11 protein-coding genes and 1 tRNA gene are annotated in these 11,653 nt (G+C 50.1%); 6 read left to right on the forward strand and 6 right to left on the reverse strand.

What is annotated here, in order from left to right; genetic code table 11:
* Window positions 1-202 precede the first annotated feature (202 nt).
* From ACO1NT_RS10930 to ACO1NT_RS10955, 6 genes are all read right to left on the reverse strand, one after another.
* Window positions 203-694: a hypothetical protein gene (locus ACO1NT_RS10930; RefSeq protein ID WP_449048662.1), complete on the reverse strand. Its 492-nt coding sequence runs from the start codon at window positions 692-694 to the stop codon at window positions 203-205.
* Window positions 695-714: 20 nt separating this feature from the next.
* Complete coding sequence (locus ACO1NT_RS10935; protein ID WP_449048663.1) at window positions 715-1,770, reverse strand: NAD(P)-dependent alcohol dehydrogenase; 1,056 nt, start codon at window positions 1,768-1,770, stop codon at window positions 715-717.
* Window positions 1,771-1,827: 57 nt separating this feature from the next.
* Window positions 1,828-2,688 (reverse strand): S41 family peptidase, encoded by an 861-nt coding sequence (locus tag ACO1NT_RS10940; protein ID WP_449048672.1) that lies wholly within the window; start codon window positions 2,686-2,688, stop codon window positions 1,828-1,830.
* Window positions 2,689-2,858: 170 nt separating this feature from the next.
* A complete protein-coding gene (locus tag ACO1NT_RS10945; protein ID WP_449048664.1) occupies window positions 2,859-2,981 on the reverse strand; it encodes a hypothetical protein in 123 nt (40 codons plus the stop codon).
* A gap of 89 nt (window positions 2,982-3,070) precedes the next feature.
* A tRNA-Ser gene (locus tag ACO1NT_RS10950) sits at window positions 3,071-3,160 on the reverse strand.
* A gap of 77 nt (window positions 3,161-3,237) precedes the next feature.
* Window positions 3,238-5,379 carry an HD family phosphohydrolase gene (locus ACO1NT_RS10955; RefSeq protein ID WP_449048665.1) on the reverse strand — a complete coding sequence of 714 codons (2,142 nt, stop codon included), beginning with the start codon at window positions 5,377-5,379 and terminating at the stop codon, window positions 3,238-3,240.
* 196 nt (window positions 5,380-5,575) lie between these two features.
* Between ACO1NT_RS10955 and ACO1NT_RS10960 the strand changes: the two genes are divergently transcribed.
* The 6 genes from ACO1NT_RS10960 to ACO1NT_RS10985 all read left to right on the forward strand — a co-directional run bounded on the left by ACO1NT_RS10960 (window position 5,576) and on the right by ACO1NT_RS10985 (window position 11,534).
* The gene (locus tag ACO1NT_RS10960) at window positions 5,576-5,782 is read left to right on the forward strand and encodes a hypothetical protein (protein ID WP_449048666.1); all 207 of its coding nucleotides are present in this window, start codon (window positions 5,576-5,578) and stop codon (window positions 5,780-5,782) included.
* Between the two features lie 68 nt (window positions 5,783-5,850).
* Window positions 5,851-6,531 (forward strand): ribulose-phosphate 3-epimerase, encoded by a 681-nt coding sequence (gene rpe / locus ACO1NT_RS10965; protein ID WP_449048667.1) that lies wholly within the window; start codon window positions 5,851-5,853, stop codon window positions 6,529-6,531.
* 134 nt (window positions 6,532-6,665) lie between these two features.
* Window positions 6,666-8,936, forward strand: coding sequence for an aconitate hydratase (locus ACO1NT_RS10970; RefSeq protein WP_449048668.1), 2,271 nt, complete (start codon window positions 6,666-6,668; stop codon window positions 8,934-8,936).
* Between the two features lie 212 nt (window positions 8,937-9,148).
* Window positions 9,149-9,964, forward strand: a complete 816-nt coding sequence (locus ACO1NT_RS10975; RefSeq protein ID WP_449048669.1) for a hypothetical protein — start codon at window positions 9,149-9,151, stop codon at window positions 9,962-9,964.
* 20 nt (window positions 9,965-9,984) lie between these two features.
* Window positions 9,985-10,581 (forward strand): dephospho-CoA kinase, encoded by a 597-nt coding sequence (coaE, locus tag ACO1NT_RS10980; RefSeq protein WP_449048670.1) that lies wholly within the window; start codon window positions 9,985-9,987, stop codon window positions 10,579-10,581.
* Window positions 10,581-11,534 (forward strand): MBL fold metallo-hydrolase, encoded by a 954-nt coding sequence (locus ACO1NT_RS10985; protein WP_449048671.1) that lies wholly within the window; start codon window positions 10,581-10,583, stop codon window positions 11,532-11,534. The genes coaE and ACO1NT_RS10985 overlap by 1 nt, the downstream gene beginning before the upstream one ends.
* Window positions 11,535-11,653: the final 119 nt, after the last annotated feature.

An 11,653-nucleotide genomic window follows, 5' to 3' on the forward strand; every position in this document is an offset into this window, starting at 1 on the left:
AAGGAGGCACCAAAGCCTGGAAGATGAAATCCCCGGGGAGGTCTACCAGAGCCTCAAACAAAAGGAGGCGGCATGAAGCAGAGGAAAACAGGTGCCTCCGGCGGGCGCTCGCCGCGCAGGCAGGTTAGGTTAATGTTGGTGGGTGGGATACCGGAAATATCTTACTTAGTTTATGAAAAATCTGTCCAATGATTGGGGGGAATTATACTATGACGGGTGGTTCCGTTAATGTTTTGTTGATCCGGAGCCTTACCAGCCGCCCGATTTGATACCGCCCTTGCTTGGGACGTGTATCGACCACACGCAGTGTCTCACTGATGGGAATGCCGGACAGGTTGTTGAAACGGAAAGTGACATCTATTTTCGTTGTATTTTCCGTTGGTTTTCCCACTTCTTTGCAGGCGACGACCTCGGCATCACGCACGATTCCTGTTCGCAGCAGATCCTGTGCCCGGCGTTGTGCCACCACAGGTAAAACAACCCATTGCTGGAATAAGCGCGCCAGTAACCAGAGCCACAATACCACCGAGGCCAATAAATAACCAAGCGCCCAATATGGTTTGGATAATGTTGCTAAATGCCGTGCTTCGCCACCCGTGTAATTGATGCTGTAATACAAGATCATCGGGAAAGGCACTGCGAAGAAGAATGCGTAGAGTATCCAGAAAATGGACCTGCCTTGTTTAGCCATCATTCACGAGGTTTTAGAATATCTTATTCTTTCAGGCTCGCCATGTCGATGACAAATCGGTATTTCACGTCGCCCTTCAGTAGGCGCTCATAAGCGCTGTTAATATCCTGCATCTTAATCAGTTCAATATCGGAAGTGATGTTGTGCCGGCCGCAGAAGTCGAGCATTTCCTGTGTTTCGCGGATACCACCGATCATCGATCCGGAAAAGCTTTTACGTTTGGGGATCAAGCTGAATGGCGCTACGGGCAAAGGGTTTTCGGGAGCACCGACAAGCGTGAGGGAGCCGTCTCTTTTCAACAAACTTAAATAGGCGTTGATGTCGTGGGCCGCAGATACGCAATCCAGAATGAAATGTAACGTGCCCGCATGGTCTTTCATCTGTTGCGTATCTTTGGAAAGGATGACCTCATCGGCCCCCAGCCGTTTGGCGTCTTCGACTTTAGTTATCGATGTGGTGATAACGACCACATGGGCTCCCATGGCCTTTGCGATCTTAACACCCATGTGGCCTAGTCCACCAATACCGACGATGCCGACCCGTTTGCCCGGGCTGACATTCCAATGCCTCAGCGGCGAGTAGGTGGTAATTCCCGCGCATAGGAGCGGTGCTGTTGCGGCAGGGTCCAGGTTGTCGGGGATATGCAGTACAAAATCCTCATCGACAACCACTCGCTCGGAATAACCGCCGAATGTTTGTTGCTTAAGGAATCTCTCGTGCCCATTATAGGTTTGTACATTGCCATTTTCACAGTATTGTTCCAATCCTTCTCGACAGCTTTCACACTGCCTGCAGCTATCTACCATGCAGCCTACCCCCGCGAGGTCGCCTACATTGAATTTGGTAACGTGGTCGCCCACTTTTGTAATCCGGCCCACGATTTCGTGCCCAGGCACATTCGGGTAGATGGTGCCGTGCCATTCGTTACGGGCGGTATGCAGGTCGGAGTGGCAAACGCCGCAGTATAGGATGTCGATTTCCACGTCCGTTGCCATGACTTCACGGCGGGCGATGGTGAGCTGTGTGAGGTCGGCTTCAGGAGATGCCGTGCCAAATGCTTTAACTGAAAAGGTATTCATAGCGTGGTGTTTTTAGCAATGTAAATCTTTTCGTGCAATTTGACAACACTCGATTGTTTATTGGATACGATTGATGATATTAATTAATTGAGTTAGCTGGGTGTCGTAACCGTCTAAAACTTGTTTTTCATCCACCTGAATAACCCTATCGGGTATCGTTCCATTGCCATCCAAGGTCTTGCCATTTCTTTGAAATGACGCCATCGTAGAGACCCTGATTTGAATATTTGAATTTTTCAGCCTCAGTATTCTTGAATTGCCACTTGAACCATCCGTTGTTTCCCCTACAATTTTTACGTTTGGCAAACCTTTAAATGCGCTGGCGAAGACGGATGCAGCACTAAAGCTTTCTTCATTCACTAAAATATAGACCGGTTGACCATATGATTCCTTACCCTGATGTAAAACCATATAAAAAGGGCCGCTAAACTTCGAGTTATCTATTGCTTTCTGAAGGTTAAAGCCTTCCCTAAACTGGTCTATTGCCTTTCTATCATTGTCTGATAATTTCTCGGAGTTATAACTGTAAAGATAACGACTACTCATGGATTCTTCGTCTCCAGTCATCGGTTTGTCTGTTCTTAAATAAGCAACATTAGCAACCCAAGGTGATTGCTTCGCTCGCACAATATAACCCGCAAAGGTTTGAAGAACCTCTCTGCTACCTCCTGGATTATTTCTAATATCGATAATCAATGCTTTTGTATTTGAAAAGCTTCGAAGCGTGTTTGCTATGAAATTTTCCAGACCTGCTACCTCGTTATAATGATACATCTGGGGAATAGTAATGTATCCAATATGATCTCCAACGATCTTACTTAAACCCTCTAAGTTTTTTTGCTTATCTTTTCCGTATTTGTGAAATACGCTTGACTTACCGTTGAGTGATATCCTTTGTTTTCCGTGGTTAGTTGAAATGTCTCCGTTTTTTCGGCACGACCATCCCTGAAAACGACCGTAACACTGTCTTCACATGGTATGTCACTTTGAAATAATAATCTTCCATATTTTTCAATAGCACTGCTTCCCCACGTAAGTCTGGCTTGGGCGGGTGCTTTTTTATGCCTGTAATTATAAAGGGGGCCTGCTCAAGCAAGCTTGGGTTTTACTTCAAGGGATTGGCTGCGTCGCGCAATCCCGACACGCAATGGCCGCAGCCATCCCGGTGAGGGTGGAGCTTCACCCAACAGGAAACCATTCGTTGCACTCATTTGTTTTGTCGTTTAAAGGGTCTGTTCAAACAAGCTTGGCCGGCCCCTTTAAACGACAAAACCCGACATCCGTCGGGTTTCATGTTGGGTGGCGGTGAGGGAGGGATTCGAACCCTCGGTACCGTTTCCAGTACGACAGTTTAGCAAACTGTTCCTTTCGGCCACTCAGGCACCTCACCGTTTTGCGCCTGCAAACGTACTACAAAAAAACGAATTTCGGAAACCTTGTACGCCAAAAAAACATTTTCATGATAGGCTATTCCGTCGTGTCCCTGACGGGCATATCGGTTTTGGAAGCCGGTATATTTTTTTTGCCTGTTTCGTAATCGATACGTACGTGATAAATGCTTTTCAGCATCTCCTTGAATATCTCGCTGACGGTGGTTATATCTTTCAACGTGATGTTGCTGTTGATGAACTGCTTCTGGTTCATTTTTGACTCGATGATTTTATCGACCACATCGTTGAGTCCTTGCGCGGTGGGCTCTTTTAAACTCCGCGATGCGGCTTCCACGGAGTCGGCCATCATCAATACGGCGGTTTCCCGCGAGAAAGGTATCGGACCGGGGTAGTGGAACATATCCTCGTCAACGAGCTTTTCGGGAAACGACTTGATGTACGATTGGTAGAAATAATCCACGCGGGTGGTGCCGTGGTGGGTACGGATGAAGTCGATGATGACCTCGGGCAGTTGGTGTTTTTTGGCCAACTCGATGCCTTTCGCCACGTGCGATATGATGATCTGCGCGCTTTGTTCAAATGACAGGCCGTCGTGCGGGTTGTATCCCTTGGTCTGGTTTTCGATAAAATATTGGGGGTTCGACATTTTACCGATGTCGTGGTAAAGTGCACCGGCACGTACCAATAACGTGTTTCCGCCTATCTGGTAAATAGCCGCTTCTGCCAGGTTGGCCACCTGCATGGAGTGCTGGAAAGTGCCCGGTGCTTTGTAGGAAAGTTCGCGCAACAATTTGGAATTGCTGTTGGTCAACTCCATTAGCGTTACATCCGAAATGATGCCGAATACGCGTTCGAATGCATAAATAAGTGGGTAGGCGAGCAGGGTGAGCAACACGCTGAAGATAAATGGCGTGAGGTCTGACCAATACAGGTTGCTGAACGATCCGTTGCGCATAAGCCCCATGCCGATATAGCCAATCAAATAAGTGGCGAGGATGATGGAGGCCGAAATGAGGAATTGCTCACGCTTTATCAAGGTTTTGATACTGTATATCGCCACCATCCCGGTGGAAAATTGGAGGAAGATGAATTCGAAGCTATTGGGCACAAAGAAGGCCGCCAACAACACCATAAGCAGGTGGATGTTAAGGGATAACCGTGTGTCGAAAAGTACCCGTACGATAACCGGTACGATGCAATAAGGGATGTAGTAAAGGCTCGGCAATTTGATGGTTATCGCCCACGACAGGACGGCCAGCATGCCGGTAATCACAAGCAGAATCAAGAAGATAAGCCGATTGTTGTGATAGATATCCTTACGGAAAAGGTAAATGAATACAAAAAGGAGGGATACCATCAACGCCACCACCAGAAATTGGCCGAGGAGCAGCAAAGTGCGGTTGCCCCCGATACGGGCTTCTTCCTCGTACGCTTTGCGTAACGATTCTATCTTCTGAAAGATTTCATTGTTGACGTTGGTCCCGTTGGCCACGATGAGTTCACCCCGCTGCACCATGCCCCTGGTGGTTGAGATCGTCGCCAACGCATCTTCCTCCAATTTGGTGGTAAGCGATTCGTTGAACAGGTAATTTATGTTGATGTAATCGCCGAGAACATCAACAAACCATGCCTTCTGTTTGATCGTTGAACGGTTGTCTACGGTTTTTTTGATGTGCTCCAAGGCCGTTTCCGTGGTAAATACACTCGCTGTATTCACTTGTTTGGCCACGTTATCGGTAAGGAGCGTGAAATTGTAATTTGTACGATCGCCCTGGAATTTGTTGTTGAGTGCGATGACACCCCGCTTGTAGATTTCGGCTAGCAGCTGCGTTCCCATCTGCTCGTATGCGTCCTGGTTTTCGTCGAGTGAATCCAACCCGGCGGCCTGCCATTTTTCCGGTAAATCGGTTTCAAACCGGGTAAGCTCCTGTTCGGCTATCTGCGTGTTGTGGTTATAAACCGGGTACACGGATTTAAGTACATGCTCCCGGTCCTTGTCGAGCTCCGCCTGGGTTTTCAGCACCGCAAAGTTATAGGGCGACACCAAGTCCTCGTGCATCCACACCTTGCCCTTTTCATATTCGTACCTGAATCGTGGTTGCTTGGGCAAAAGCATGGCAATCAGAATGGTGCTGACCAATATCATCCCATATTTAAGCAGGTAGGAGTAACTTCCCTTGGTGTCGGTCGACTTATATCTGATCTTTAACCTTGCCACATCCAGTGTATTTAATCGCTAAACATACCCGTCTAACTATAGCGGTGTTGTATGTTGCAAAGGTAGCAAAACAGCTTAAAAAGCCATCCATACGGACCCTTTAGTTTTCAACTCAGGTTTAATGATATGTTAAACTACCGGTAACGGTAAGTTATCATCATGTGGGTACCTTTCCCATTGGAAAAATATGGGTGTCATGGCTAGATCGAATATCGAGATAACAGAGAGTGCGTACCTCATTACCTTGGCTAAATCTGAATTTGATTATAGCCAGGTGAGGCAATTGTTGACCATCCTCTTCGCAGGGCGTTTGCGGGAAGCCCAGCAATCCATCAGCGGCGAAGAGACAAGCGGCTACTCCCGCGAGTTAACCGAACGTTTTGATTCGCTTTCGGATAAATAAGAAGGAATTCGTGCATTATTGGCAAAGGATAATAGCCAATATTAGCTATCTTTGCCAAAAAAAGCGCCATGCCGAAACGTAAGCACCTCGTTGCACCTTCCGTGTTATCCGCAGATTTCGCCCATCTTTATGATGACGTTGCGATGGTTAACCAAAGTGAGGCGGATTGGTTCCATGTCGATATCATGGACGGTGTCTTCGTACCCAATATCTCGTTTGGATTCCCGGTGCTGGCATCCATTGCACATTATGCTAAAAAGCCACTTGATGTGCACCTCATGATCGTAGATCCGGATCGGTACCTGGAGCAATTCCAGGCAATTGGAGCAGATAACATCACGGTACATGCGGAGGCATGCACCCACCTAAACCGCACTGTCCAGTCGATACGGGAGCTGGGGTGTACGGCGGGTGTGGCCATCAATCCAGCCACTCCCGTTTCCCACCTCCATGAAATTGTAGAGGATGTGGACGTTGTCTTGCTCATGTCGGTAAATCCCGGGTTCGGTGGCCAGAAGTTCATCGAGTCGACCTACCGTAAAATCAGGGAATTGCGTGATTTGGCCACCGGCCGAAACGACAACCTGCTCATTGAGATCGATGGCGGTGTGAGCAGCCACAATGCACTCGCCCTCCTCAAAGCCGGGGCTGATGTATTGGTGGCAGGTAATTCGATTTTTTCGGATAAAAACCCAACACATGCCATTGCTGAATTGAAACGGATGGCACCGGATGTGATTTCCGTTTGAGTTTTTTGCCGTGAAGACGCCGGGCTGTTTAGAATATTTCCAAATTGTTTGGCTGCGCCAGCACCCCTCGTGAAGCGAGCTTTTTTTTGTAAATTCGCAACAATTTAAGGAATACGGATATTTTTATACTATAGATGGCTTTTGATATTGACATGATCAAAAAGGTCTACGCCCAATACGGTGAGCGGATTGCTGCTGCCCGTAAGGTAGTGGATAGGCCTTTGACACTGACTGAGAAAATTTTATACACCCACTTATGGGACGGAAGTGCCACGCAGGCGTATGAGCGCGGGGCGTCTTACGTTGATTTTGCGCCCGACCGGGTAGCCATGCAGGATGCGACTGCCCAAATGGCCCTGTTGCAGTTCATGCAGGCGGGGCGCCCACGGGTGGCCGTACCTTCTACGGTGCACTGCGACCACCTAATCCGTGCGAAAGAAGGTGCGGAAAAGGATTTGGCGGTAGCCACTTCGGAGAGTAAGGAAGTCTTTGATTTCCTTGCGTCCGTTTCCAACAAATATGGCATTGGCTTCTGGAAACCGGGTGCAGGTATCATCCATCAAGTGGTGTTGGAGAATTATGCATTTCCGGGCGGTATGATGATCGGTACCGATTCGCATACGGTCAATGCCGGAGGGCTGGGCATGCTCGCTATCGGGGTGGGCGGTGCCGACGCCTGTGATGTGATGGCCGGATTGCCCTGGGAGCTCAAATTCCCGAAATTGATCGGGGTTAAACTGACCGGCAAACTGAACGGCTGGACAGCACCCAAAGATGTGATTTTGAAAGTAGCGGGTATCCTCACCGTAAAGGGCGGCACGGGTTGCATCGTTGAATATTTCGGTGAAGGTGCACGGTCCATGTCGTGTACCGGCAAAGGTACCATCTGTAATATGGGCGCTGAAATCGGGGCGACCACATCCACCTTCGGGTATGACGAGTCTATGGAACGTTACCTGCGGGCAACGAATCGTGCGGATGTAGCCGACGCGGCTAACGCGGTAAGCGAACACCTGACGGCCGATCCCGAGGTATATGCGGATCCTGAGCGCTATTTCGATCAGGTTATCGAGATCAACCTGTCGGAATTGGAACCCCACCTGAATGGCCCTTTTACGCCCGACTTGGCAACGCCTGTGTCGAAGATGAAAGAGGAAGCCGCGAAGAACGGCTGGCCATTGAAAGTGGAATGGGGACTTATCGGGTCGTGTACGAACTCTTCGTACGAAGATCTTTCGCGCGCGGCATCCATTGCCAAGCAGGCGGTGGACAAAGGACTGGTTACGAAAGCCGAGTTCGGTATTAACCCCGGTTCGGAACAGGTGCGGTATACGGCCGAGCGGGATGGATTGCTGGACACATTCACCGACCTCGACGCGACGATATTCACCAATGCATGCGGTCCGTGTATCGGTATGTGGGCGCGCGTAGGTGCGGAAAAGGCCGAGAAAAACACGATCGTACATTCGTTTAACCGGAATTTTGCAAAACGGGCTGACGGAAACCCCAACACCTATGCATTTGTGGCCTCACCGGAATTGGTGGCCGCCATTGCGATTTCGGGCGACCTGTCTTTCAACCCGATTACCGATACCTTGATCAATGACCGGGGCGAAGCAGTGAAGTTGGACCCGCCCGTAGGCGACGAACTCCCACAGAAAGGATTTGATGTGGAAGACCCCGGTTACCAGGCACCGGCGGCAGATGGCAGCAGTGTGGTGGTGGCCGTTTCCCCTACGTCCGATCGCCTGCAGCTACTCGACCCATTTGCACCATGGGAAGGTACGGACCTGACCGGTTTGAAGCTACTGATCAAAGCGAAGGGGAAATGTACGACCGACCACATATCCATGGCAGGTCCGTGGCTTAAGTATCGCGGTCACCTCGATAATATCTCCAATAACCTGCTGATTGGGGCGGTCAACTTTTTCAATGATAAAACAGACGCGGTAAAAAGCCAATTGACGGGTGAATACGGCCCCGTCCCGGCAACACAACGGAGCTATAAGGCCGCGGGGATCGGTACCATCGTGGTTGGCGATGAAAACTACGGTGAGGGATCATCGCGGGAACACGCGGCGATGGAACCCCGGCACCTCGGTGTGCGTGCCGTGCTTGTCAAGTCGTTCGCGCGTATCCACGAAACCAATCTGAAGAAACAAGGGATGCTGGGATTGACGTTCGCCGACAAGGCAGATTATGACAAAATTTTGGAAGATGATAGCCTTGACATCATCGGATTGACGACATTTGCGCCCGATACACCGTTGACCGTGGTTGCCCACCATGCAGACGGCTCTGTCGATCATATCCAGGTGAACCATAGCTACAATGCCCAGCAGATTGGCTGGTTTAAAGCGGGCGGGGCATTGAATATCATCCGGCAGGGGCAAGCCTCGGAATAAGTGTACGGATTCACTAGACTAAACAAAAGCCGTCTTCGCAGTATTTGCCGGGCGGCTTTTTTTTGTTAAGTTTGTTTGGCATGCCGGTATTGAATTTAAACAAAACCCAACGACGTAAACTGAGCATTTTTGCAAAATGTGTCATATTTTCCTTTTTGGCGTGGGCTCTTTTTGCGGTTTCGACTAACTATGTCTATACCATCAAAGCAGCCATGCAGTATGTAAACGCGCCGGACAACAGGGCCTTCCATCCGCTCCAATCGGATACGGTAAATGTGCAATTGGAAGCCAACGGGTGGCAGTTGCTGTTCGCTACCTTCCAATCGACATCCGAAGTGATCCAAGTGGACCTTAGCGGCCTGCGGAGCAGGAATTGGGTGGTCTTCACCAATCAGCTTGGGTTTATTAACCGGCAGTTCCCCGCCAATAAGCGGGTGATTTCAGTATCGCCGGATACGTTGTATTTCGACTTTTCAAAGCAGACGGAGCGTAAAGTGCCTGTGAAGGCGCTACACCGCCTCCAATTCCGGAAACAATACGATGTCATCGATGAATTGCGCGTTTCGCCCGAATTTGTGACGATTACGGGTCCGCTTGACGACGTTGTGCAGATTGAACAATGGGAAACCGATACCATCCGTGCATCCAACGTGAATAGTGATATACATACGGTCGCGGTCCTGAAGCATAACCAGCGCGCCAATATCAGCGTTTATCCGACATCTGTAACGGTCGACATTCCGGTTGGGGAAGTCACCGAAAAGATATTGGAGGTGCCGTTGAAGGTAGAAAATGGTAAACAGTTTAGCTCAGTTAAGTTACTCCCAGGCAAGGTGAAACTCACCGTGATGGTGTCGTTGCGGGATTTCACTAAGGTGACGGCCGGCGCGTTTGAAGCGGTGGTGAATATGGACAACTGGGTTGACGATGGCGTAAAGAATCTGCCGGTCATCATTACGCAGAAGCCTGAGTACTGCAAGCTGGTCAAGGTGGAACCGCAAAATATTGATTTTTTTGTCCGTAAGTAACGGTTGTTAATGGGATATATATGCCTGCCATAAAAGTAGGGATCACCGGTGGTATCGGTAGCGGTAAATCTATTGTTTGTAAGGTGTTCCACACGTTGGGGATACCCATCTTTGATGCCGACCGCGAAGCAAAGCGGCTGATGGCCACCGATAGGGGTCTTATTGCCGCCATCCGGTTGGAATTCGGCGATGGAGCCTATGATCGTGATGGTGCGATAAACCGCGGTTACCTAGCCAACCAGGTGTTCAATGACCCGCGTCGCCTGGCGCTATTGAACGGGCTCGTCCATCCGGTGGTCATCCGGGCGGGGGAGGAGTGGGCGCGCAGCCAGGACGGCCCCTATAGCATTAAGGAGGCGGCATTGCTGTTTGAAAGCGGGTCATTCAAGTTGAACGACTATACGGTATTGGTGACCGCACCGGAGCCCGTACGGATGGCGCGCGTGGTACAGCGGGACGGGGTGACGCCGGAGCAGGTGCGGGCACGCATGAAGCGGCAGTGGCCAGATGAAGAAAAGGCACGGCTTGCTGATTTCACGATTGTAAACGACGGTATTCAGCCAATTATACCACAAGTTTTGGCGCTGGACCGTTTTTTCCGAGCTAAGCAATCGTAATGGGTACGGTTCTACCTGATTTCCTGGTACGGTATCCCCAAGGCTATTATTGCCGGTACGGTGATTTTTTCATCGACCCCCTGTTGCCTGTCCATCGGGCGGTGGTAACGCATGCCCACGCGGATCATGCGAGCCCCGGGCAGGATACGGTTTACTGTACGGCGGCAACAGCACGTTTTGTACGCTACCGATACCGCCAACAAGCTGCCCGTAATTTTGTCGAGACTGCTTACCGCCATCCATTTTCCATAGGAGACGTCACGCTACGGTTCATCCCAGCGGGCCATATGTTGGGATCGGCCCAGGTGGAGATGGTTTACCAGGGAGCTACCTATTTGTTTACGGGCGATTATAAGCTACAGGACGACGATACCTGCGAACCGTTCGAGACCGTCACGGCTGATGTATTGATTACCGAAAGTACGTTTGCCGATCCGCGGATTGCACACCCCGATCCGGTTGAAGAGCTATCTAAAATAAACAACACACCACACCATATCCTGATGGGTACCTACGCATTGGGAAAGGCCCAGCGGCTTACTTCATTGCTCAATACCCATTGTCCGGATAGGCGGGTCTTGGTGCACCATGGGATATTGCCATTCCACCGTATGTATAACGCTTTGGGGATATCCCATCTGCGCTATGAACCGTATGATCGACGAGCCTTGAGGGACGGTGCGGGTAACGCTGTATACCTGGTACCGCCGATGGCGTTCAATAGCTATTTTCGGGCGACGCCATTTGTACGGGTATTTGCATCGGGGTGGGAACGCCTACAGCGGCAGAATGACTTATCGTTGTACATTTCCGACCACGTGGATTGGAACGACATTTTACATTGCATCGCTGCGATACAGCCCCGCGAAATCTGGACCGTCCATGGGGAGGGGAGACACTTGGCCGATTATTTTGCTGGAACCATGCCGGTGAGGCCGATTCGGCATCAATAAACCGTCAGGGCTAAACCAAGTGCCCCATTTGTGGATCCGTAAAACCGACCTTGCCGGTTTCTACACGGCCGGCGTATTTCCAGAAGCCAGTGGCGTTGTCGAGGGTGACCGTCAAATCG

It is taken from the genome of Parapedobacter sp., assembly GCF_053550995.1.

Bases quoted from the DNA above. Each gene is read 5' to 3' on its own strand.
- ACO1NT_RS10960 (WP_449048666.1), top strand. From the start codon at position 5,576: ATGGCTAGATCGAATATCGAGATAACAGAGAGTGCGTACCTCATTACC.
- rpe (WP_449048667.1), top strand. From the start codon at position 5,851: ATGCCGAAACGTAAGCACCTCGTTGCACCTTCCGTGTTATCCGCAGAT.
- ACO1NT_RS10975 (WP_449048669.1), top strand. From the start codon at position 9,149: ATGCAGTATGTAAACGCGCCGGACAACAGGGCCTTCCATCCGCTCCAA.
- ACO1NT_RS10945 (WP_449048664.1), bottom strand. From the start codon at position 2,981: ATGAGTGCAACGAATGGTTTCCTGTTGGGTGAAGCTCCACCCTCACCG.
- ACO1NT_RS10985 (WP_449048671.1), top strand. From the start codon at position 10,581: ATGGGTACGGTTCTACCTGATTTCCTGGTACGGTATCCCCAAGGCTAT.
- coaE (WP_449048670.1), top strand. From the start codon at position 9,985: ATGCCTGCCATAAAAGTAGGGATCACCGGTGGTATCGGTAGCGGTAAA.
- ACO1NT_RS10930 (WP_449048662.1), bottom strand. From the start codon at position 694: ATGATGGCTAAACAAGGCAGGTCCATTTTCTGGATACTCTACGCATTC.
- ACO1NT_RS10935 (WP_449048663.1), bottom strand. From the start codon at position 1,770: ATGAATACCTTTTCAGTTAAAGCATTTGGCACGGCATCTCCTGAAGCC.
- ACO1NT_RS10970 (WP_449048668.1), top strand. From the start codon at position 6,666: ATGGCTTTTGATATTGACATGATCAAAAAGGTCTACGCCCAATACGGT.